Origin of the sequence: Bacillus sp. 3103sda1, from assembly GCF_024159135.1 — a bacterium.
In the GTDB taxonomy this organism is placed as follows: Bacteria; Bacillota; Bacilli; order Bacillales; family Bacillaceae_G; genus Bacillus_A; species Bacillus_A rhizoplanae.
In genome coordinates, this window is the sequence record NZ_JAMYWS010000001.1 from 1,474,230 (window position 1) to 1,496,184 (window position 21,955).

Here is a 21,955-nt window from a genome sequence, read left to right on the forward strand (position 1 = left end):
TACATTTGTACAGCTTTTTCTTATTTTGGGTCTTTTCACCATTCTTTTTTTTCTGCATACGATGAAGTGTAGATTACAAGAGAGGGTGAACAAGGTGGATAATAATTTATTCAACAATATTGAAAAGGAATCGAAAGTAAATAAAGATGATATTTTTAAATTAGCTTCTTCTGTCCAAAATGCAAATTTGCGAGATGAGCAAGTGTTACGTCAGTTAATTCATCAAGTTGCAACGATGGCAGGAAGAGATGTATCAAAAGAGAAAGAAGATCAAATTGTAAATGCGATTATTAATAATAACATGCCAACCGATTTTAGCTCATTAAGTAAAATGTTTAAAAAATAAAGTACGAGAAACCATTGTTATATATATTGCATACGATATGATGAAGGAATGAATATGAGCTGTTTGTGGGAGTATTTGGTCAACCGAAGCGAAGAAGTCTCGTTCGCTTCGGTTTTTTATTGGTTTCATTATATGTGAATGTATACCGTTAGTCCTTCAGTAGCGAAGTTTCGTTTTATTTTCAGTTTGAATGGAATAAATAGATTGTTTCTATTTGTTTAAAAGTTATAATTTGTTAAAATAGTAGGAAAATATGCTAAAATAAAGGGGTGTATATATGTCTGTTGGACTTATAAAGATGTGGTTTTCTTTGGGAGCGATGGCTCTCATGTTTATTGCTGTTATTTTTATTTTGTTAAGTCGCCATAAAATAAAGAATACGTTTTTGAAAGGGTTTACAGCTTTGTTTGCATATGCATGTATGATTGTATCTGGACTTATTATTTTTCTTGTTGTATTTAGTGGGCCAATTGAACAATAGAAACTAAAGGACGGAGTTCTGATGAAGAAAACACTAATAATTTTCGTATTGTGTTGCACCAGCATGCTATCTGGGTGTCTATATCCGAAAGAAAAGGTACAACAAAATGTAGTACCATATGAAGATCAATTACAAGCGGTGCAAACAGCAGTTAATACATATAGAGAACAAAATGGTAATATATTGCCTATTAAAACACGCGATATGAATACACCAATCTATCAAAAATATCCAATTGATTTTCAAAAGCTTACGCCTGGGCTTATGCAAGAACCACCTGGAAATGCTTTTGAAAGCGGAGGCATTTATCAGTATGTATTAGTTGATGTAGAAACAAATCCAACTGTGAAATTAATTGATGTTCGAACGGCTGAACAGATTCAAAATTTAAAGTTGAAACTACAAATCTATCGTGATGAGCATAAATATCCACCGTTTAAAAAAATAATTACAGATGGTGTGTATGAGCTTGATTATAAAAAAATGGGATATAAAGAAATTCCTCAAGTGGAAAGTCCATATTCTGGTAAGAATCTACCTTTTGTTATTGATGAGAAAGGTGAAGTATATATTGATTATCGCGTTGACTTATACGACATGCTACAAAAATATGGTGATGAAGTGAAAGAAGGAGAAGATATTCGCCAGTTGCTTGTGAAACATACTCCATTTGTACCGGTGTATTCCTTACCGTATACAGTAAAGAACAAAGAACCAATTTTTTTTAAGTGATAAGTCATGAACCTTTCTTCTAACGAATAAGTTCTAGAAGAAGGGTTTTTTACTTCTTGAAACATTTGCATCGTATACAAAAAGTTCTTTTTAAATAGTCATATGAAATTGGGACAAAATCATATGCTGTACAGTCCAAACTACAAGAATAATCATGATTTATTCCCAAAAATGTTGAGGGAGGGAATCACTTGGAAAAGGTTGATATTTTTAAAGATATCGCTGAGCGTACAGGCGGTGATATTTATCTAGGGGTTGTAGGAGCTGTTCGAACGGGAAAATCTACTTTTATTAAGAAGTTTATGGAGCTAGTCGTTATTCCTAATATCGAAAACGATTCGGATCGTCAGCGCGCACAAGACGAACTGCCGCAAAGTGCAGCAGGACGTACAATAATGACAACAGAGCCCAAATTTGTTCCAAACCAAGCGGTTTCTATCCATGTTGATGATGGACTCGATGTGAATATCCGCTTAGTAGATTGTGTAGGTTACACTGTCCCAGGAGCGAAAGGATATGAAGATGAAAATGGACCACGTATGATTAATACACCATGGTATGAAGAACCGATTCCATTTCATGAAGCAGCGGAAATTGGGACACGGAAAGTAATTCAAGAACATTCTACAATCGGTGTAGTTATTACAACCGATGGAACAATTGGAGAAATCCCCCGCCGTGATTACATTGAAGCGGAAGGCCGGGTCGTAAATGAATTAAAAGAAGTAGGAAAACCTTTCATTATGATTATTAATACAGTACAGCCATATCATCCTGATACAGAACAACTTCGTCAAAGTTTAGTAGAAGAATATGATATTCCAGTGTTAGCAATGAGCGTAGAAGGGTTAAGAGAAGGGGATGTATATAATGTACTGCGCGAGGCACTATACGAGTTCCCGGTTTTAGAAGTGAATGTAAATCTTCCGAGTTGGGTAATGGTGTTAAATGACAACCACTGGCTTCGTCAAAGCTATCAAGAGGCTGTCCAAGAAACAGTAAAAGATATTAAGCGTCTTCGCGATGTTGATCGCGTTGTATGGCAATTTAGTCAATATGAATTTATCGATCGTGCAAGTCTGGCAGGAATTGATATGGGGCAGGGTGTTGCTGAGATAGACTTATATGCACCAGATGAATTGTACGATCAAATTTTAAAAGAAGTGGTAGGCGTTGAAATTCGTGGTAGAGATCATTTGTTAAAGTTAATGCTTGACTTTGCTCATGCGAAAACGGAATATGATCAAGTTGCAGATGCACTAAAAATGGTAAAACAAACAGGATATGGTGTTGCAGCGCCGGCACTAGCAGATATGAGCTTAGATGAGCCGGAAATTATTCGACATGGATCGCGCTTTGGTGTGAAATTAAAAGCTGTTGCCCCATCTATTCATATGATTAAGGTTGATGTGGAATCAACATTTGAACCAATTATTGGAACAGAAAAGCAAAGTGAAGAGCTTGTTCGCTATTTAATGCAAGATTTTGAAGATGACCCACTTTCAATTTGGAATTCGGACATTTTTGGGCGATCACTTAGCTCTATCGTTCGAGAAGGGATTCAGGCAAAATTATCATTAATGCCAGAAAATGCTCGTTATAAATTAAAAGAAACGCTAGAACGAATTATAAATGAAGGATCTGGCGGCTTAATAGCAATTATTTTATAATTGAAAGACTCCTTATTGGGGAGTCTTTTTTTGTTTTTCATAGAAAAACAAAATGTCATTATCTAATACTTTATAGTTGATTGTCAAGTTTCATCAGTTTTTCACATTTTCGTGGTAACATTTTCTTTAAAAATATTGAATTATAAAGGAGAATCGTATAATATAGGCCTTGATAATGATTTTATCTACATCTTTGTAGTATAGAATTTGTAAAAATTGCCTACAAATGAAGGTAAGACTCATTTTATGATCATTATACAGTCGTATCTTTGGGAGGAGGTGAATGGCATGAACAAGACAGATTTAATCAATGCTGTTGCAGAAGCAAGTTCCCTTTCTAAAAAGGACGCAACAAAAGCAGTTGACGCTGTTTTTGATTCCATCTTAGAAGCTTTAAAGCAAGGTGATAAAGTACAACTTATCGGATTTGGTAACTTCGAAGTTCGTGAGCGTGCGGCTCGTAAAGGACGCAACCCACAAACTGGTGAGGAAATTGAAATCGCGGCAAGCAAAGTACCTGCATTCAAACCTGGTAAAGCGCTAAAAGATGCGGTTAAATAATCCTTACATATTACGGGGAAGAAGAGTTTCCTTATCGGAAACTCTTCTTTTTGCTTTTAAAAACATATATATGCTAGAATGTGTTCGTAGTATTTTTAGGTTTTATTCGGGAGGGCTAGCGGATGGCAAATGTAAACTTAGAACAGATCGAACATGCAGTACGTCTTATTTTAGAAGCAATTGGGGACGATCCAAATCGTGAGGGAGTATTAGATACACCAAAACGTGTTGCGAAGATGTATGCAGAAGTATTTTCTGGTATGCATGAAGATCCAAAAGAACATTTACATAAAGTGTTTGGTGAAGATCATGAAGAACTTGTATTGGTAAAAGATATTCCGTTCTTTTCTATGTGTGAGCATCATCTCGTTCCGTTTTATGGCGTTGCTCATGTTGCATATATTCCACGAGGTGGAAAAGTAACAGGGTTAAGTAAATTGGCACGTACAGTAGATACAGTTGCGCGTCGACCACAATTACAAGAACGAATTACATCAACAGTAGCAGATTCTATTATGGAAGTGTTGGAGCCGCATGGTGTAATGGTTGTTGTAGAAGCAGAGCATATGTGTATGACAATGCGCGGTGTGAAAAAACCTGGTGCAAAAACTGTAACAACTGCAGTGCGTGGTGTGTTAGAAACAGACGCACCAGCACGTGCGGAGATTCTATCTTTTATTAAGACGAATTAGTAGGAAAGCAGGAAACTGCTTTTCTTTTTTTATCCTGCTATTCGTGGGCAGTAAGACCCCTCATCTCAAGATTCAGAGAGAAGCGAGGAAGATAGGTGGAGGATAACTGCTGGCGTGTGCCCGATTGGTTCAACTAACCATCAGTTGGGGATGAAAAAAACTACTGATGGAAGTTTCACTTTATGCCAATCTAACGGCCAGGATAAGGGTGAATAAAGATCAATTCTTACTTTGTTTCGTTTCGTCAAGTTTTCTTTATAGAAAAATGAATGAATGTGTTATAATAAGTTTTATGAATTAGAAAACAAGGGTGATTTTTGTGGGTAACATCTACGGAGGGTTTACGGATATAAAGGAGCAGCTATATAAAAAACTACGCCATCCTTATTTTATAAAATACATTGAAGAACCAGTTGTTGATGAAAAAAAATTAGCGTTCTTATATTCCATTTTAAAAAGTGCAAACTTACATAGAGAGCAAATTGAACATTACGTAGTAACCATTATGCTTGTACAAATTGCTTTAGATACACATGAGAAAGTATCAAGTAAAGAGGAGACGGATGGGTCTCATAAGCGGCGCCAACTAACAGTATTAGCAGGGGATTATTATAGTGGGCTATATTATTATTTACTTTCAATGAATCATGATATCGTATTGATTCGTGCGTTGGCAGAAGGTATTAAAGAGATTAATGAACACAAAATTATGTTATATCAGCAAACATATGAAACGATAGAAGAAATGTTAAGCAGTGTAGGAATAATTGAATCGGCTCTTTTACAAAAAACGTGTGATCATTTTCAAGTGAAACATGTAAAGTCAACAATTAACAATATATTTGCAATAGCTCGTTTGCAAACTGAGTATCAAATATTCTTGAAGAAAGAATCGTCGCCAGTATTTACGGCATTTCAAAGGATTTTATCTTCTGATGATAAAATGAAAGTGGAAAACGTATACAACGAATCGATAAAAAAGATACGAAGTCAAATTGATACTTTGATGCAAGATGATACAGGGATTGAAACATTTTTTTCCACATTGAAAGAGGCGACTTGAGTATTTTGAATTTTACAGTTGGAAGAAGGGTAAAAGCATGCAACAATCAAAAGAAGAAAGAGTACATGACGTATTTGAGAAGATATACAATAAATACGATGTAATGAATTCAGTTATTAGCTTTCAAAGACATAAAGCATGGCGCAAAGAAACGATGCGAATTATGGATGTTCAACCTAGCAGCAAAGCGCTTGATGTATGTTGTGGAACGGCTGACTGGACAATTGCGCTTGCTGATGCGGTCGGTTCAAATGGAAAAGTATATGGATTAGATTTTAGTAAAAATATGCTTTCGGTTGGAAAAGAGAAAGTGGAAGCTTTACAATTGGATCAAGTAGAATTAATTCATGGTAACGCCATGGAACTACCTTTTGAGGATAATACGTTTGATTATGTCACAATTGGATTTGGACTCCGAAATGTTCCAGATTATATGCAAGTGTTAAAAGAGATGACTCGTGTTGTAAAACCGGGTGGGAAGGTTATTTGCTTAGAAACATCGCAGCCGACAATGTTTGGAATTCGACAAGGTTATCTTTTATATTTTAAATACATTATGCCTTTATTCGGAAAGCTATTTGCTAAAAGTTTTAAAGAATATTCGTGGTTACAAGAATCAGCAAGCACATTTCCAGGAATGAAAGAATTGGCTCGTATGTTTGAAAAAGCTGGACTAGAACAAGTAAGAGTAAAGCCGTTTACTTTTGGAGTAGCAGCAATGCACTTAGGTTATAAGCCGGAATAAAGTGAAATTATCATTAGTAGGAACTGTTAATGGAAAGGTATCGCCAATCGGGCTCAAACAGGCGGTTCTCTCCTGCCTATCTCTATTTTTTGTTTCCTCATAATCTTGAGGTAGGAGTCTTACTTCCCGTTAAAGCGGGATAAAAATAGAAAAGAAGTTTTAGGTTAAGGTGAACGATATGAAGTTACAACTTATGTATTCTTTTTTACGATCGGATATTGATAAAATTGAGAAACAACTAAAAGTAGTTGTTGCTTCTGAGCAACAATTGCTTGAAGAAGCTGCGTTGCAACTGATTGAGGCCGGTGGAAAACGAATCCGACCTGTTTTCGTTCTGCTTGCGGGGAAATTTGGAGATTATAAGCTCGATGTAATTAAACATGTTGCCGTTGCATTAGAGCTTATTCATATGGCTTCTCTTGTGCATGATGATGTAATTGATGCTGCTCTTTTGAGAAGAGGGAGTGCGACTGTAAATGCAAACTGGGGTGATCGTATTGCAATGTATACAGGTGATTATTTATTTGCAAAGTCTCTAGAATGCATTACAAATTTAGAAAGTCCAGAAGTGCATAAAGCATTATCATATACAATTCTTGAAGTGTGCAAAGGAGAAATTGAACAAATTAAAGATAAGTATGATTTTGGACAAAATTTACGAACGTATTTACGTCGTATTAAACGAAAAACAGCACTTTTAATTGCTGCGAGTTGTCAATTAGGGGCAATTGCATCTGGTGCATGTCGTGATACAGTCAATCGTTTGTTTTGGTATGGTTACTTTGTTGGTATGTCATATCAAATTATTGATGATATTTTAGATTTTGTGTCAACAGAAGAAAAGCTTGGAAAACCGGCAGGGGGAGATTTATTACAAGGTAATATTACACTTCCTGCTTTATATGCGATGGAAGATCCTAAACTTCGCGAGAGAATTGTTCAAGTTAATGAAAATACGCCTTCAAATGAAATGAAAGAAATTATTGAAGCGGTCAAAAACAGTAATGCAATTGATCAAGCCTTTGCATTTAGTGAAAGATATTTACATAAAGCATTAGAAGTTATTAAGCCATTGCCTCGTGGACAGGCGAAATTAGCATTGCACAATGTTGCAAAGTATATAGGGAAACGTAAATTTTAAATGTTTTTCGAGGAAAATAATAATCTCTCCATTTCAAAACTGTTGCACAATTTTGATAACGGTGATACTATGTGTTTGGGGATGTACAATTACATACATAATATGAAGTGGAGAGATTTATTATGGAAAAAACGTTTTTAATGGTAAAACCAGATGGTGTACAGCGTGCAGTCATTGGGGAGATTGTTGCTAGATTTGAAAAAAAGGGCTTTCAATTAGTTGGTGCTAAGCTTATGCAAGTAACACCAGAGATTGCTGGACAGCATTATGCTGAACATAAAGAGAGACCTTTCTTCGGTGAATTAGTAGATTTCATTACATCTGGACCTGTTTTTGCAATGGTATGGCAAGGTGAAGGTGTTGTTGAGACAGCTCGTAACATGATGGGGAAAACAAGACCAAATGAAGCTGCACCTGGTACAATTCGCGGTGACTTTGGAGTAACTGTTGCGAAAAACATCATTCACGGTTCAGATTCTCTTGAAAGTGCAGAACGTGAAATTGGTATTTTCTTTAACAAAGAAGAGCTAGTTGAGTATTCTAGATCAATGAATGAGTGGATTTACTAATTATTTCGAAATAATTTGTAAACGCTTTAAAAATAATGATTATAGTGAAAAAGCGCAAGAAAGGATGTTTAAATTCCTTCTTGCGCTTTTTTGTTTCGTATTAGTTACGAAACAATAGAGGTTATGATATAGTGTTACATAAATACTGAAGTAAAGGGGAGTAACCGATGCGATATATAACAGCTGGTGAATCTCACGGACCACAACTAACGACAATATTAGAGGGGATTCCGGCAGGTTTACCTTTAGTAGCGGATGATATTAATACAGAATTAGCAAGAAGACAAAAAGGGCATGGCCGTGGACGCCGCATGCAAATTGAAAAAGATCAAGTTCAAATTTTAAGTGGTGTGCGTCATGGATATACAATTGGTGCACCAATTACGCTCGTTGTCGAAAATCGTGATTTTACACATTGGACAAAAATTATGGGAGCAGAGCCGTTAACAGAGGAAGAATCAAAAGAGATGAAACGACAAATTACACGACCTCGTCCAGGACATGCAGATTTAAATGGTGCGATTAAATATGGTCATCGCGATATGCGCAATGTATTAGAGCGTTCTTCAGCTAGAGAAACAACGGTTCGTGTAGCTGCTGGAGCTGTTGCAAAGCGCATTTTAGAAGAACTGGGTATAAAAGTAGCAGGGCATGTAATTGAAATTGGAGGAGTGAAAGCGGAGAAGCAGTCGTATAACTCTATTGAAGAGTTACAAACGATTACAGAGGCATCTCCTGTTCGTTGTTTAGATGAAGAAGCAGCGCAGAAAATGATGCAAGCAATTGATGATGCAAAAACAAACGGAGATTCTATCGGAGGGATCGTCGAAGTTGTTGTAGAGGGTATGCCAGTTGGTGTTGGAAGTTATGTGCATTATGATCGTAAATTAGATGCAAAACTTGCGGCTGCAATCATGAGTATTAATGCATTTAAAGGTGTGGAAATTGGGATTGGTTTTGAGGTAGCTCGTAAGCCAGGAAGTCTTGTTCATGACGAGATTTTATGGGATAAAGTTAATGGGTATACGAGACGTACAAACAATGCAGGTGGATTAGAGGGCGGTATGACGACAGGTATGCCAGTTGTTGTTCGCGGAGTCATGAAACCAATTCCAACTTTATATAAACCGCTGCAAAGTATTGATATTGATACGAAAGAAGCGTTTCAAGCAAGTATTGAGCGTTCTGATAGCTGTGCTGTACCAGCAGCAAGTGTTGTAGCGGAAGCTGTTGTAGCTTGGGAACTGGCTACAGCCGTGATTGAACAATTTGGGACGGATCGCATTGATTTAATTCGTGAAAATATTGAGAAATATAACGAATATGCGAGGGAATTTTGATGAGGACAATACAAATTCAAACAGGTTCCAAACAATATAATGTGTATGTTGGAACCCAGGCATTGTTACAATTATCAAAGATTATAGAAAATATGAAACCAGCCGTTTCAAGTATTCTACTGATTTCTGATGAAACGGTAGCTTCATTTCATCTAGATGAAGTGAAAGATACTTTGCAATTAGAAAAAGATGTATTTTCATTTGTGATTCCGAGTGGTGAAAAGGAAAAATCGTTTGAAAATTATTATGCGGTTCAAACGTTTGCGCTTGAAAAAGGTTTAGATCGCCATTCGCTTATTATTGCACTTGGCGGTGGAATGATTGGAGATTTAGCGGGATTTGTTGCGGCGACGTTTATGAGAGGTATTCGCTTTGTACAGGTACCAACAACGTTACTTGCGCATGATAGTGCAGTTGGAGGTAAGGTTGCAATCAATCATCCGCTTGGGAAAAATATGATTGGTGCATTTCATCAGCCAGAGGCGGTTATTTACCATACTCCGTTTTTAAATTCTCTTCCAGAAAAAGAATGGCGCTCTGGTTTTGCAGAAGTAATTAAACATTCGTTTATCGGAGATATAGAATTATATCATTGGCTGCGCGAAGAAGTGAAAACGTTAACTGATTTAAGAGATGATAAGTTAATTTATACACTGCAGCGTGCGATTCCAGTAAAAGCAAAAATTGTTGCAGAGGATGAAACTGAAAAAGGTGTTCGTGCTCACTTAAATTTTGGGCATACACTTGGACATGCTCTGGAAAAAGAGATGGGATATGGAAACATAACACATGGTGATGGTGTTGCAATCGGCATGTTATTTGCCATCTTTTTAAGTGAACAAATATATGAAAAAGACCTTCAATATAAGGAGATTAAACGGTGGTTTGCTGCATATGGCTATCCGAGCATGCCAAGTAAACTTGATGTGAATCGCCTCGTTCAAGTGATGAAACAAGATAAAAAAGCGAATGGTGGAACAATTCGTATGGTCGTTATGCAGGAGATTGGGGTAGTGGATGTCGTATCTATTTCAGATGAGACCGTCCGAACGGCTTTAGAAGCATTTCTAAGAGAGGAGGAGTCTATTTGATTCGCGCGATTCGCGGCGCAACTACAGTCAATTGTAATGAAATAGAGGAAATATTGACTGCAACAGAGCGTTTAGTGAAAGAAATGGCAAGTAATAATAGCGTTTCTCCTGTTGATATTGTATCTGTATTAATTTCCACAACAGCAGATATAAATGCATGTTTTCCGGCAGCTGCATTAAGGCGTATTGAGGGTTGGTCTTATGTACCGGTCATGTGCATGCAAGAAATAGAAGTGCCAAATGCTCTTGAGAAATGTATTCGCGTTATGATGACGGTTATGACCAATAAACTACAGCATGAAATTCATCATATCTATTTAGAAAAAGCGGTGCAGCTAAGGCCCGATTTACAAAAATAATAGGGGGAATTCCAGTGAAAGTAAAAGAGCAATTATTGTCGTTAAAAGCGTATGTGCCAGGTAGAAATATTGAAGAAGTAAAGAGACAATATGGGTTATCTAAAATTGTAAAGCTAGCATCAAATGAAAATCCATTTGGATGTTCAAAACGTGTAGCTGAAGCTTTGGCATCGTTAGATGGGCAATATGCGCTCTATCCAGACGGTGCAGCGTATGCTCTTCGTGAAAAATTAGCAGATCACCTTCATGTAAAAAAGGAACAAATTTTATTTGGTAGCGGCTTAGATGAAGTGATTCAAATGATTAGCCGTTCTCTGTTACAAGAAGGAACAAATGTTGTCATGGCAAAGCCGACATTTTCACAATATCGTCATCATGCAGTAATTGAAAAAGCAGAAGTACGTGAAGTACCTTTAAAAGAGGGGACACATGATTTAGAGGCAATGCTTGCACAAGTTGATGAGCATACACGTATCGTATGGATTTGTAATCCTAATAATCCAACAGGAACGTACGTTTCAATGGAGCGGTTACTTTCATTCTTAGAGGCAGTTCCGAAAACAACACTTGTTATTATGGATGAAGCATACTATGAGTATGCTGGGGCTAAAGATTATCCGCAAACATTACCACTTCTAGAGAAGTATGAAAATCTTATGGTATTACGTACATTTTCAAAAGCATACGGATTAGCATCATTTCGTATTGGTTATGCGGTAGGAAATGAAAGCTTAATGTGTTCGTTAGAGGTAGCAAGATTACCATTTAATACGTCATCAATTGCACAAGTAGTTGCGCAAGCCGCGGTAGAAGATCAAGCGTTTTTACAAGAGTGTGTGAACGTGAATAATAAAGGATTACAGCAATATTATGATTTTTGTGAGAAGTATCAAGTGTTTTATTATCCATCACAGGCGAATTTTATCTTTTTAGAGCTTGGTCTTCCAGGAGATGAAGTATTTGAAAGGCTACTACAAAAAGGATACATCGTTCGTTCCGGTGGTCCACTTGGTTTACCGAACGGTATTCGGATTACAGTTGGAACGAAAGAAGAGAACGCGGAGATTATTGCGGTGCTTACTGAACTTGTAGAAGAGAATTTGAAAAAAGAAGAGACATATTTATAAGAAAAGAAACGGCTCCATTATTAGGAGTCGTTTCTTTTCATCCTATTTGCGTAAAGAAGAAGGAAAGAAGTACAATAAAGTGAAACTACCGTCATTGAATTTTTTTCATCTCTCACTAATGGGGGAATTTTACCAATCGGGCTCTTACTGTCCAAAAATAGCGAGATAAAGAAAGAATACATACGTGAACATTAATAGAGGTGATAGAGGTGAACCGATTAACAAAGCTTAAGAATGGATTAAACGGAACGATTTTTGTTCCTGGAGATAAGTCTATTTCGCACCGCGCAGTTATGTTTGGGGCAATTGCAGAAGGAACAACGAAGATTACAAATTTTCTTCAGGGTGAAGATTGTTTAAGTACGATTGCTTGTTTTCAAAAGTTAGGAATTAAGATTGAGCAAAAGGGTAACGATGTCACTGTATATGGAAAAGGATTACAAAGACTAGTAGAACCGACGGAAGTATTAGATGTTGGAAACTCAGGAACGACAATTCGGTTAATGCTTGGTATACTAGCAAATGCATCGTTTCATTGTACAGTTATCGGAGATTCTTCAATTGGAAAGCGTCCGATGAAACGTGTTACAGAACCTCTTCGTCAAATGGGTGCTAAAATTGATGGAAGAGAAGATGGACAATATACGCCTCTTTCTATTCGAGGGGGAAATATGAAAGGCATACATTATCGTTCTCCCGTGGCAAGTGCACAGGTGAAATCAGCTGTTTTACTTGCAGGGCTACAAGGAGAAGGCGTGACAACTGTGACAGAACCATTACAGTCTCGTGATCATACAGAGCGTATGTTACGTGCATTTGGGTGCTGTGTTACTGTTGATGGATTAACTGTCTCATTAGAAGGTGGACAAAAGCTTTCTGCGGCGAATATTGAGGTGCCAGGAGATATCTCTTCAGCTGCCTTTTTCTTAGTTGCAGGTGCAATTGTACCAAATAGTAAAGTTGTATTAAAAAACGTTGGGTTGAATCCGACAAGAACTGGAATTCTTGATGTGTTATCACAAATGGGTGCGAATTTGTCAATAGAGAATATTCGCAATGAAGAATTTGAGCCAAGCGGTGATATTACAATTGAAACCTCACAATTAAGAGGAATAGAAATTAGCGGTGCGCTCATCCCAAAATTAATTGATGAAATTCCAATTTTAGCACTGTTAGCAACGCAAGCAGAAGGGACAACTGTGATTAAAAATGCGGAAGAATTAAAAGTAAAAGAAACGAATCGTATTGATACAGTTGTAAATGAATTGAAAAAACTAGGAGCACATATTGAAGCAACAGAAGATGGTATGATTGTGCATGGTAAAACGCAATTAGATGGAAATGTGGTAAATAGTCATGGTGATCATCGTATTGGTATGATGTTAGGGATTGCATCGTGTATAGCAGATGGAGAAGTTATGATTGAAAATAGCGAGGCAGTAGCTGTGTCATATCCGAACTTCTTTGAACAGTTACATATGCTGCAAAACTAAAAGAATCTTTTCTTTTTGAGAAGGTTCTTTTCTTCTTCACACTGTTGCTTACACGGAAACAGTTGTTTATTATGGAATTTACATAAGTATTTATATAAAGGAGCTAGTTATGCAAAAGTTTGAACAAGCTGTTACATATATTGAAAGCGGAGAAACAGAGAAAGGATTACAACTATTAGCAGAGCAAGTAAAACAAGGTACGGATGAAGAAAAGTATGAAGTTGCTCGTTATTATTATACACTAGGGTTTGTAGATCAGGCGCTAGAAATAGTAGAAGATTTACGGTTGCTATACCCAGAAGAAAGTGAATTCACGTTATTTTTAGCAGAGTTATATATTGATGTAGACAAAGAAGATGAAGCAATTGAAGTACTTCACGACATTCAAGAGAATGATGAATTATATGTTCAATCTCTCCTCCTTGCATCTGATTTATATCAAATGCAAGGTTTTGACGAAGTAGCAGAGCAAAAATTATTAAAAGCGAAAGCGATGATGCCAGATGAGCCGGTAATTGCTTTCGGGCTTGGGGAATTGTATAGCAGTAAAGGAGAAGATAGTAAAGCAATTCCATATTATGAATCATTACTTCCAGAACATAAAGTGATGGGCGGTGTTGTTGTTCCGCTTCGATTGGCTGAAAATTTAAGCGCACTTGGGCAATGGACTGAAGCAATTTCTTATTATGAGGAAGGTTTAGAGGAGCAGAAGGATATTCATTCTTTATTTGGATTTGCGTTTACGTTGTATCAAGGAGAACAGTACCAAAGAGCAATCAGTGTATGGGAAGAATTAAAAGAGTTAGATCCAGAATATGCATCTTTATATATGTATTTGGCGAAATGCTACGAAAAAGAAGGTATGCTTCAAGAAAGTTATGAAACGCTTCAAGAAGGAATAAAAATTGACGAACTATCGATACCATTTTATGTAGAGCTTGCTAATGTTGCAGCGAAGCTAGGGAAAAGAAATGAAGCAGAAGATTCTCTTAAGAAAGCATTAGAGCTTGATCCGTCGCATTTAGGGGCTACCTTAAAGTATTCATACATCTTAAAGGAAGAAGAAAGGTATGAAGAGGTGATTGCTGTTGTAGAAAAAGCCATTGATAATGGGGAAACGGACACGCAATTACTTTGGGATATTGCACATGCGAAAAAACAATTAGAATTGTATTCGGAAGCATTAAAACATTACCAAAGCGCATATACTTCTTTTAAGAATCATCCAGATTTCTTGGAGGAGTACGGTTACTTCTTGTTAGAAGAGGGATTGCGAAAAGAGGCGAAAGAAGTATTTACACGTTTATTACAGCTAGATCCGACACAAACTCATATTGAAGAATTATTATATAATTTAGAGGATTTTTCATAAGTTGGAAGGAAACTGAATACTACTTCTTGAATGTAAAAAGAAAAAAGAAGGACAGAGGAGGGATCAAGCGCTATGAATACCCCTGTTTCTGTGAATGAAAAGAAAGATTTTGTAAAATGGTTTTTAAATAATTATCAACTGAAACAGCGAGAATGTGTTTGGATTTTAAATTATTTAATGAGTCATGACCAATTAATGGATAAGGTGCATTTTGTAGAGCATGCGAAATATTGTCCGCGTGGGTTGGTAATGTCAGCGAATTGCGTGAAAGATTTACCGTTTCATTTTTATAAACAAAATGTAATGACGACTGATGCGGAAAAATCATTTCATGATATTCGCTTAAACAGAGATGAAGATATTTATATTCAGCTCAATTTTAAATCATCTTTCCAAAATGCGAATTATGTGGCAGTGCTAGAAGAAAATCCATATTTACCGAAGAATATCGAAGTAAATGAAAAAGATCGTTTATTAGCAGAGCGATTTTTAGAAGAAAGCGTATATTCGTTTCGAAAAGAACGACTTTTGAAATTAATTGACGAAGCGCTTGATACTCATGATGAAGAAACGTTCCGCAAGTTAACAGACGAGTTAAAATGCTTATAAACTTATCTGTGAAAAGTAATTATGAAAATTTTTAGACTATTACGAAGAAAAACCATCTTTTATAGATGGTTTTTCTTTTTTTACCTTTATCTGTATGGTTTAATAGAAATAGAGTGAAACTTTCTTTATGATTGGGTCAACTACCGACCACTTAAATGTTAATGCGTTTTGAAGTGAGGGCTTGTAAAAAGCTTTGGTTGTCTAGCCTTAGTCCTATGTGGACTCCGTTCATAGGCTGCATACCCAAGAATGATTCCCTAGTTCTTGGCTCTATGGTGGCTCTGTAACAGTTCTGATTGGGAAGGTAGGGCCCTCTTTCGTAAGAAGCTGCCAACACCTACAAACATTGGCGAAGGGAAACTACATCCTTATATGGATGGGCAAAACATGCGTGTATTTGCCAAGAGTTACTTTAGGCTGTGCCTAACCGGATTTCATCCCCATCTTACCGCTGGGCTATTGCCCTTCACGCGCTTGAAGATGGAGACTTCTTTCAGAAATAATTTAAATTAATTAAGCTCTTATGGGTAAGTAGTATGGGGAGGAAGGTCATACTGTCCATTAGAGTGGGAATAAGGGGAAAAGGGGGCTATTAAGTGTGAAATGGGCTGTAGCAGATGTATTGCAATACGAACAAGCTAGAGAATATATTGATACAGGAATTATACCACTTCTTTCAATTTCGCTTGAAAAGGGGATGAAAGAGGCTGCTGTAGAAGGAGAATTTATTTCTGCTTTAACAAGAGAGTTAGAGAGGGAGTATAAAGGTAGAGTATTTTTATTACCCCCATTTACATATGTAGAAGGGGCATATGTAAGTGAGAAGCATCGTTTGCAAGAATGGACGAACTATTTGAAAGAACAGGGTTTGCGGCATATTGCGTTGATCACAAGTGATTTTTCTTGGAAAGAAAGTGAACATGAATTGACAGAAAAACTATTTTGTTTACCAGCACTACCGCTAGAACAGCTTAGTGATCAAGCGAAAAGAGAAATAATTCAAGCGCAAATAAAAAATGTTATGGAAAAATTAACTGAAAAGTGGGAAAATAAATAATAAATTGATAGTTTTAACAATTGTGATTAGTATGATATTGACCAATGTAGTAGGGTATTATATCATGATAGTGTCCTAGTTTTTTATCTTATATATTAGTTTTTCACGGGGGACAATTTCTGATAGAGGGGGGAAATTTTCGTGAGTGAGAAAGAACACAAGGTGTCAAGAAGACAGTTTTTAAACTACACTCTTACAGGTGTAGGGGGATTTATGGCAGCTGGTATTCTAATGCCAATGACGCGCTTTGCGCTTGATCCAGTTTTAAGGAAAGAAGCAGGGGGAGAGATGGTTGCAGTTGCACAGGTAAAGGATATTACGACTGAACCGAAGCGTTTCGACTTTAAAGTAAAACAAGTTGACGGCTGGTATAAATCAGAAGAACCAAAGTCAGCGTGGGTTCACAAAGATGAAAGCGGAGACATTGTAGCATTCTCTCCAATTTGTAAACATTTAGGGTGTACGGTGAACTGGAATTCGGACAAGTCACATCCAAATCAATTCTATTGTCCGTGTCATGGAGGACGTTATACAAAAGATGGTATAAATGTAAAAGGAACACCGCCTCTTGCTCCGCTTGATGTGTTTCAATCACAGGTGAAAGATGGAACGCTTTATTTAGGTAAAGCGAAGCCAAGAGGGGGTGCGAAATAGATGTTAAATAAAATTTACGATTGGGTAGATGAACGGTTAGATATTACCCCTTTATGGCGCGATATTGCCGATCATGAAGTACCGGAACATGTAAATCCAGCGCATCACTTTTCAGCTTTCGTGTACTGTTTTGGAGGACTTACGTTTTTTGTTACAGTTATTCAAATTTTGTCAGGTATGTTTTTAACAATGTACTATGTACCAGATATTAAAAATGCGTGGGAATCTGTCTATTACTTACAAAATGAAGTGGCATATGGACAAATTGTTCGCGGTATGCATCACTGGGGTGCAAGTCTTGTTATCGTTATGATGTTTTTACATACACTTCGAGTTTTCTTCCAAGGTGCTTATAAAAAGCCTCGTGAATTAAACTGGATTGTTGGAGTACTTATTTTCTTTGTTATGCTAGGATTAGGTTTTACAGGATATTTATTACCATGGGATATGAAAGCATTATTTGCAACAAAAGTAGGGCTTCAAATCGCGGAGCAAACACCGCTTATTGGATCTTATTTAAAAACGTTGCTTGCCGGCCACTCCGAAATTGTCGGTGCCCAAACACTAACTCGCTTCTTTGCTATTCACGTATTCTTCTTGCCAGCCGCACTTCTCGGATTAATGGCAGTTCACTTCATCATGATTCGCAAACAAGGTATTTCCGGTCCGCTATAAGATGTTACTAGATTATAAGGGAAGAACATAATTAAAGGAGGGAGATTATGCATCGTGGCAAAGGGATGAAGTTTGTCGGAGATTCGCGAGTACCCGCTGTTAGAAAACCGAATATTCCGAAAGATTACTCCGAATATCCAGGGAAAACAGAAGCATTTTGGCCAAACTTTTTATTAAAAGAGTGGATGGTTGGTGCAGTCTTTTTAATTGGCTATCTTTGTTTGACAGTGGCACATCCATCACCACTTGAAAGAATTGCAGATCCTACAGATACAGGGTATATCCCACTTCCAGACTGGTACTTCTTATTTCTGTATCAATTGTTAAAGTATTCTTATGCATCTGGCCCATATACTGTCATAGGAGCATTTATTATGCCAGGTATCGCATTTGGCGCGTTATTACTTGCTCCGTTTCTTGATCGAGGACCGGAACGCGGTCCATTTAAACGCCCGGCCGCAACAGGTTTTATGCTTTTAGCATTAGCATCCATCGTTTTCTTAACGTGGCAATCTGTTGCAACACATGACTGGGCAGCTGCGAAAAGACAAGGTGCGATTGTAAAAACGGTACAAGTTGATAAAAATGATGACGGTTATAAAATTATGCAAAAAAATACATGTTTAACATGTCACGGTGATAACTTACAAGGGGGAGCAGCTGCACCTGCACTGCAAAACTTGACATTAAAGCCGGAGGAAATTGCGAAAATCGCAAAAGAGGGAAAAGGTGCAATGCCAAAAGGTGTCTTTAAAGGCACAGATGAAGAGTTGAAGAAAGTAACAGAATTTATCGAGAAATATAATAAAAAGTAAACGAATGCTGACTGCAATTTTGCAGTCAGTTTTTCTAGTTTATCGCGCATTAACGTGAAGTAAGACCCCCACCTCAAGATTGAGAGAGAAGCGAGGAAGATATGAGGGGGATAACTGCCCGTAAAAGCCCGATTGGTTAAACTAACCATCAGTGAGGGATGCCACTGATGTATCCTGCTATTCATAGACTGTAAGATATCCACCTATAGAAATTGCACTGTATATAGGGAAATTTGCTATAATATAACTGTATGTTAAGAAAGTTGAGGGATCAAAACGTGACATTTTTATATTCGATATTGAGAGAACGCACCTTTTTATGGCTTTTACTCATTGTAAACATTTTTGGAACGATATATGGATACATATGGTATCAATATCAGTTAATTGAAACGCCTCTTATATTTTTGCCATTTGTTCCAGATAGTCCAACAGCTAGTTTGTTTTTTGTATTTGTATTAATCGCTTTTCTTCAAAGGAAAAACTGGGGATTGATGGAGGCTCTGGCAATTGTAACCTTATTTAAATACGGTGTATGGGCTGTTGGAATGAACATATTGTTGCTTATTGTACAAGGAGATATTGGGTGGTCAGGATATATGCTGATTGTGTCTCATGGTGCAATGGCTATCCAAGGTTTACTGTATGCTCCGTTTTACCGCATAAAGCGTTGGCATTTTGTAGTTGCAGCTATTTGGACGCTGCATAATGACATCATTGATTATGTATTTAGACAAATGCCGCAGTATGGTGTGTTAGATAAGTACTATCAACCAATTGGTTATTTCACATTTTGGCTCAGTATAATAGCTTTAGGAATTACATACTACCTTTGCATGCGGGAGCGTCGTCTTCAGTTTTCACTGTAGTAAATGAATCTCTCTGTTCTATTCTTGTCCCACTCTACATATTTTGTATTAGAAGCTATAGGGGGGACAAGAATGAAAAGAGTATTAGCTGGAATCATAGCGTTTATGTTTATATTGTTTCCTGTTCGTATATATGCAGCTAATTGGAATGAACTAAATGGATTATTAGATGACTCGTTGCAGTTTGTAAAGCAAGAAGAATACGACAAAGCGACGCAAATATTGACGCATTTTTCACAGCAGTTTTTAACGGTCAATCAAACAAAGAAAATAGAACCTGAGCATATTCGTGTTATTTCGCTTGCTTATGAGAAAGCATTGAAATCTTTAGAAGGACAAGAAATAAGTAAACAAATAAAGATAGATAATGTGCTAGCACTTCGTCTCGTGTTAGATGCAGAAGTATCGAAATATCAGCCGCTTTGGATGGAGCGGGAAGAAAATGTAATGAGTGCATTTGGACAAATCGAAAACGCAATGCAAAAAGGAGAACATGATCGTTTTCAACAATCGTTAAATGTATTTTTGCATGAATTTGATATTATTTATCCCAGTTTAATGATTGCCTTGCCGGAAAAACAATTGCAACGTGTGAATTCTCATTTGTCATATTTAGATGAATTTCGTTATATGATGATCCAAAATAAGAGTGGTCAAACACAAGTGGGAATTATAAAAGATGATTTAAATAAAATTTTTCGCATGGCGAAAAAGGACGAGGTAGATTCTTCGCTTATATGGTTTATGACTGTAACAGGAGGTATTATCATTTTTACATTAACGTATGTTGGTTGGAGAAAATATAAAGGGGAAAAAGAAAAACAAAAAAGTGCAATGCATTCGAAGAATAGATAAGATTGTTTTTCAAACAAAGTGAAATATTGAACCTCTGTTGTAAGGTTTCTTTGTTGACAATGTTACGGGAAGAAAATAGAATGGGTATTACTATATGACATAACTTTATTGGAGGTTCATGATGGGTTTTTACTTAATTTACTTTGCTATCATCATGATCATACCGTTGTATGCACAGTCTCGAGTACGCAGCGCATATAGTAAATACTCACAAGTGTATTCAACTTCTGGTATGACAGGTGCGGAAGTGGCTCGTAGAATTTTAGATGAGAATGGTTTGTACAATGTAGCGGTAGAAGAAACGCCAGGGCATTTATCTGACCACTACGATCCAAGATCGAAAACAGTTCGTTTATCAACAGACAATTATTATGGACATTCTGTTGCTGGGACAGCGGTAGCTGCACATGAAGTTGGGCATGCGATTCAAGATGCAAAAGATTATAGCTTTATGCGTTTCCGTCATTCGCTTGTTCCTGTTGCAAATTTTGGTTCAAATATGTCGTGGATTTTCATTATGATCGGTATGTTTGCACGTATGTCAAATTTATTGTTATTAGGAATTATCCTAATGGCAGCGGGTGTGTTATTCCAACTTATTACATTGCCAGTTGAATTTGATGCATCAAAACGTGCAATGAAGCAAATTGAAGCACTTAGCATTGTATCAACGGACGAATATGGCCAAGCTCGTAAAGTATTAAATGCAGCGGCTCTTACGTATGTCGCAGCAGCGGCAGTTGCAGTATTTGAACTGCTTCGTCTTTTATTAATTTATACAGGTATGCAGCGTAATGATGATTAAAGACTATCAGTTTTGATAGTCTTTTTTGTTGTCATAATTATCGAAGTTTCTGTTATGTCTTTCATTAATAAACGTATGTAATTTGAGAAGTTTGTGTAAGAATAAATGAAGAGTTAGCTGTTTACCCCAAGAATAGCTGGATAAAAGTGTAACAAGCAGAGGTGATAAACATGGAATTTCCAGAGTTATTAGTGAAGCAAGCGAAAGAGAGAATGGCCCCCTATCCTGTTGAAGGTTTTGTATATGGACAAGGACCACAAAATCCCAAGATGATGCTTGTAGGAGAAGCACCGGGCGAAACAGAAATTCATAATGGGATACCTTTTAGTGGAAGAGCTGGTAATCAGCTCATGGATTTTCTAAAGAGGGTTGGTGTGACAAGAGAAGAAGTATACATTACTAGTGCAGTACGTAGTCGTCCATATAAATGGGGGGAGAAACGAGAGCGAAGCGGAGAAATAGTGAAGCGTAAATATAATCGTACGCCGAATCAGCAGGAAATACTTGCCCACGCTCCAATTTTGGATTATGAAATTGAGCATATTCATGCGCCTATTATTGTTACACTAGGAAATATTGCGCTCAAACGTTTAGTTGGTTCAGACAAAAAAGTGTCAGAGATACACGGTCAAGTGTTTACGCAACCTGTTCGGCGACTAGCAGATTTTAATGACGCAACGTATACTTGGACAGAGAAAGCCTATACAATTTTTCCGACATTTCATCCTGCTTCAATTTTTTATAATCGCAGTTTATTGGATTTGATTCATGAGGATTTAGAAAAATTGAGGGAGTATATTTAGTTTAATGTTTCGACATCTAAGTCGCTGCTAT

Annotated in this window: 25 protein-coding genes; all 25 read left to right on the plus strand. The window is 37.0% G+C overall.

What is annotated here, in order from left to right; all coding sequences use genetic code 11:
* The first annotated feature begins 94 nt into the window (after nucleotides 1–94).
* On the plus strand, nucleotides 95–346 hold the full coding sequence (locus tag NKR74_RS07410) for a stage VI sporulation protein F (protein WP_141525043.1): 252 nt from the start codon (nucleotides 95–97) through the stop codon (nucleotides 344–346).
* 277 nt (nucleotides 347–623) lie between these two features.
* Nucleotides 624–827 carry a DUF2768 domain-containing protein gene (locus tag NKR74_RS07415; protein ID WP_098309416.1) on the plus strand — a complete coding sequence of 68 codons (204 nt, stop codon included), beginning with the start codon at nucleotides 624–626 and terminating at the stop codon, nucleotides 825–827.
* A 21-nt stretch (nucleotides 828–848) separates the two neighbouring features.
* On the plus strand, nucleotides 849–1,559 hold the full coding sequence (locus tag NKR74_RS07420; protein WP_253629113.1) for a hypothetical protein: 711 nt from the start codon (nucleotides 849–851) through the stop codon (nucleotides 1,557–1,559).
* 191 nt (nucleotides 1,560–1,750) lie between these two features.
* The gene (spoIVA, locus tag NKR74_RS07425; RefSeq protein ID WP_098309414.1) at nucleotides 1,751–3,229 is read left to right on the plus strand and encodes a stage IV sporulation protein A; all 1,479 of its coding nucleotides are present in this window, start codon (nucleotides 1,751–1,753) and stop codon (nucleotides 3,227–3,229) included.
* 288 nt (nucleotides 3,230–3,517) lie between these two features.
* Nucleotides 3,518–3,790 (plus strand): HU family DNA-binding protein, encoded by a 273-nt coding sequence (locus tag NKR74_RS07430; RefSeq protein ID WP_001043860.1) that lies wholly within the window; start codon nucleotides 3,518–3,520, stop codon nucleotides 3,788–3,790.
* A gap of 122 nt (nucleotides 3,791–3,912) precedes the next feature.
* The gene (folE, locus tag NKR74_RS07435; protein ID WP_098309413.1) at nucleotides 3,913–4,482 is read left to right on the plus strand and encodes a GTP cyclohydrolase I FolE; all 570 of its coding nucleotides are present in this window, start codon (nucleotides 3,913–3,915) and stop codon (nucleotides 4,480–4,482) included.
* 319 nt (nucleotides 4,483–4,801) lie between these two features.
* Complete coding sequence (locus tag NKR74_RS07440; protein ID WP_253629114.1) at nucleotides 4,802–5,545, plus strand: heptaprenyl diphosphate synthase component 1; 744 nt, start codon at nucleotides 4,802–4,804, stop codon at nucleotides 5,543–5,545.
* Between the two features lie 37 nt (nucleotides 5,546–5,582).
* Nucleotides 5,583–6,290 carry a demethylmenaquinone methyltransferase gene (locus NKR74_RS07445; protein WP_253629115.1) on the plus strand — a complete coding sequence of 236 codons (708 nt, stop codon included), beginning with the start codon at nucleotides 5,583–5,585 and terminating at the stop codon, nucleotides 6,288–6,290.
* 178 nt (nucleotides 6,291–6,468) lie between these two features.
* A complete protein-coding gene (gene hepT / locus NKR74_RS07450; RefSeq protein WP_253629116.1) occupies nucleotides 6,469–7,431 on the plus strand; it encodes a heptaprenyl diphosphate synthase component II in 963 nt (320 codons plus the stop codon).
* 122 nt (nucleotides 7,432–7,553) lie between these two features.
* Complete coding sequence (ndk, locus tag NKR74_RS07455; RefSeq protein WP_253629117.1) at nucleotides 7,554–8,000, plus strand: nucleoside-diphosphate kinase; 447 nt, start codon at nucleotides 7,554–7,556, stop codon at nucleotides 7,998–8,000.
* A gap of 167 nt (nucleotides 8,001–8,167) precedes the next feature.
* A complete protein-coding gene (aroC, locus tag NKR74_RS07460; RefSeq protein ID WP_253629118.1) occupies nucleotides 8,168–9,340 on the plus strand; it encodes a chorismate synthase in 1,173 nt (390 codons plus the stop codon).
* Complete coding sequence (aroB, locus tag NKR74_RS07465; RefSeq protein WP_253629119.1) at nucleotides 9,340–10,431, plus strand: 3-dehydroquinate synthase; 1,092 nt, start codon at nucleotides 9,340–9,342, stop codon at nucleotides 10,429–10,431. The genes aroC and aroB overlap by 1 nt, the downstream gene beginning before the upstream one ends.
* Nucleotides 10,428–10,790, plus strand: coding sequence for a chorismate mutase (gene aroH, locus NKR74_RS07470; RefSeq protein ID WP_098309406.1), 363 nt, complete (start codon nucleotides 10,428–10,430; stop codon nucleotides 10,788–10,790). The genes aroB and aroH overlap by 4 nt, the downstream gene beginning before the upstream one ends.
* Nucleotides 10,791–10,804: 14 nt before the next feature.
* Nucleotides 10,805–11,917 carry a histidinol-phosphate transaminase gene (hisC, locus tag NKR74_RS07475; RefSeq protein WP_098309405.1) on the plus strand — a complete coding sequence of 371 codons (1,113 nt, stop codon included), beginning with the start codon at nucleotides 10,805–10,807 and terminating at the stop codon, nucleotides 11,915–11,917.
* Between the two features lie 209 nt (nucleotides 11,918–12,126).
* Nucleotides 12,127–13,410, plus strand: a complete 1,284-nt coding sequence (aroA, locus tag NKR74_RS07480; protein ID WP_309247626.1) for a 3-phosphoshikimate 1-carboxyvinyltransferase — start codon at nucleotides 12,127–12,129, stop codon at nucleotides 13,408–13,410.
* A gap of 109 nt (nucleotides 13,411–13,519) precedes the next feature.
* Nucleotides 13,520–14,782, plus strand: a complete 1,263-nt coding sequence (locus NKR74_RS07485; RefSeq protein WP_253629120.1) for a tetratricopeptide repeat protein — start codon at nucleotides 13,520–13,522, stop codon at nucleotides 14,780–14,782.
* 72 nt (nucleotides 14,783–14,854) lie between these two features.
* Nucleotides 14,855–15,391, plus strand: a complete 537-nt coding sequence (locus NKR74_RS07490) for a ReoY family proteolytic degradation factor (protein ID WP_098309402.1) — start codon at nucleotides 14,855–14,857, stop codon at nucleotides 15,389–15,391.
* Nucleotides 15,392–15,989: 598 nt separating this feature from the next.
* Complete coding sequence (locus NKR74_RS07495) at nucleotides 15,990–16,448, plus strand: YpiF family protein (protein WP_098309401.1); 459 nt, start codon at nucleotides 15,990–15,992, stop codon at nucleotides 16,446–16,448.
* 141 nt (nucleotides 16,449–16,589) lie between these two features.
* The gene (gene qcrA / locus NKR74_RS07500; RefSeq protein ID WP_098309400.1) at nucleotides 16,590–17,102 is read left to right on the plus strand and encodes a menaquinol-cytochrome c reductase iron-sulfur subunit; all 513 of its coding nucleotides are present in this window, start codon (nucleotides 16,590–16,592) and stop codon (nucleotides 17,100–17,102) included.
* On the plus strand, nucleotides 17,103–17,777 hold the full coding sequence (gene qcrB, locus NKR74_RS07505) for a menaquinol-cytochrome c reductase cytochrome b subunit (protein ID WP_098309399.1): 675 nt from the start codon (nucleotides 17,103–17,105) through the stop codon (nucleotides 17,775–17,777).
* A gap of 47 nt (nucleotides 17,778–17,824) precedes the next feature.
* Nucleotides 17,825–18,592, plus strand: a complete 768-nt coding sequence (locus NKR74_RS07510; RefSeq protein ID WP_098309398.1) for a menaquinol-cytochrome c reductase cytochrome b/c subunit — start codon at nucleotides 17,825–17,827, stop codon at nucleotides 18,590–18,592.
* Between the two features lie 278 nt (nucleotides 18,593–18,870).
* Nucleotides 18,871–19,461, plus strand: a complete 591-nt coding sequence (gene lhaT / locus NKR74_RS07515) for a lipoprotein heptaprenylglyceryl N-acetyltransferase LhaT (protein WP_098309397.1) — start codon at nucleotides 18,871–18,873, stop codon at nucleotides 19,459–19,461.
* Nucleotides 19,462–19,533: 72 nt separating this feature from the next.
* Complete coding sequence (gene ypjB, locus NKR74_RS07520) at nucleotides 19,534–20,316, plus strand: sporulation protein YpjB (protein ID WP_098309396.1); 783 nt, start codon at nucleotides 19,534–19,536, stop codon at nucleotides 20,314–20,316.
* A 121-nt stretch (nucleotides 20,317–20,437) separates the two neighbouring features.
* Entirely contained in the window at nucleotides 20,438–21,121 is a 684-nt protein-coding gene (locus NKR74_RS07525; RefSeq protein ID WP_098309395.1) for a zinc metallopeptidase, read from the plus strand.
* Between the two features lie 170 nt (nucleotides 21,122–21,291).
* A complete protein-coding gene (locus tag NKR74_RS07530; RefSeq protein ID WP_098309394.1) occupies nucleotides 21,292–21,924 on the plus strand; it encodes a uracil-DNA glycosylase in 633 nt (210 codons plus the stop codon).
* Nucleotides 21,925–21,955: the final 31 nt, after the last annotated feature.

What these genes read in the sequence shown, in the direction of transcription:
- ndk (WP_253629117.1), top strand. Translation starts at nt 7,554, where the DNA reads ATGGAAAAAACGTTTTTAATGGTAAAACCAGATGGTGTACAGCGTGCA.
- NKR74_RS07445 (WP_253629115.1), top strand. Translation starts at nt 5,583, where the DNA reads ATGCAACAATCAAAAGAAGAAAGAGTACATGACGTATTTGAGAAGATA.
- NKR74_RS07490 (WP_098309402.1), top strand. Translation starts at nt 14,855, where the DNA reads ATGAATACCCCTGTTTCTGTGAATGAAAAGAAAGATTTTGTAAAATGG.
- NKR74_RS07530 (WP_098309394.1), top strand. Translation starts at nt 21,292, where the DNA reads ATGGAATTTCCAGAGTTATTAGTGAAGCAAGCGAAAGAGAGAATGGCC.
- NKR74_RS07430 (WP_001043860.1), top strand. Translation starts at nt 3,518, where the DNA reads ATGAACAAGACAGATTTAATCAATGCTGTTGCAGAAGCAAGTTCCCTT.
- folE (WP_098309413.1), top strand. Translation starts at nt 3,913, where the DNA reads ATGGCAAATGTAAACTTAGAACAGATCGAACATGCAGTACGTCTTATT.
- aroB (WP_253629119.1), top strand. Translation starts at nt 9,340, where the DNA reads ATGAGGACAATACAAATTCAAACAGGTTCCAAACAATATAATGTGTAT.
- NKR74_RS07525 (WP_098309395.1), top strand. Translation starts at nt 20,438, where the DNA reads ATGGGTTTTTACTTAATTTACTTTGCTATCATCATGATCATACCGTTG.
- NKR74_RS07420 (WP_253629113.1), top strand. Translation starts at nt 849, where the DNA reads ATGAAGAAAACACTAATAATTTTCGTATTGTGTTGCACCAGCATGCTA.
- NKR74_RS07510 (WP_098309398.1), top strand. Translation starts at nt 17,825, where the DNA reads ATGCATCGTGGCAAAGGGATGAAGTTTGTCGGAGATTCGCGAGTACCC.
- aroC (WP_253629118.1), top strand. Translation starts at nt 8,168, where the DNA reads ATGCGATATATAACAGCTGGTGAATCTCACGGACCACAACTAACGACA.
- qcrB (WP_098309399.1), top strand. Translation starts at nt 17,103, where the DNA reads ATGTTAAATAAAATTTACGATTGGGTAGATGAACGGTTAGATATTACC.
- ypjB (WP_098309396.1), top strand. Translation starts at nt 19,534, where the DNA reads ATGAAAAGAGTATTAGCTGGAATCATAGCGTTTATGTTTATATTGTTT.
- NKR74_RS07415 (WP_098309416.1), top strand. Translation starts at nt 624, where the DNA reads ATGTCTGTTGGACTTATAAAGATGTGGTTTTCTTTGGGAGCGATGGCT.
- hepT (WP_253629116.1), top strand. Translation starts at nt 6,469, where the DNA reads ATGAAGTTACAACTTATGTATTCTTTTTTACGATCGGATATTGATAAA.
- NKR74_RS07485 (WP_253629120.1), top strand. Translation starts at nt 13,520, where the DNA reads ATGCAAAAGTTTGAACAAGCTGTTACATATATTGAAAGCGGAGAAACA.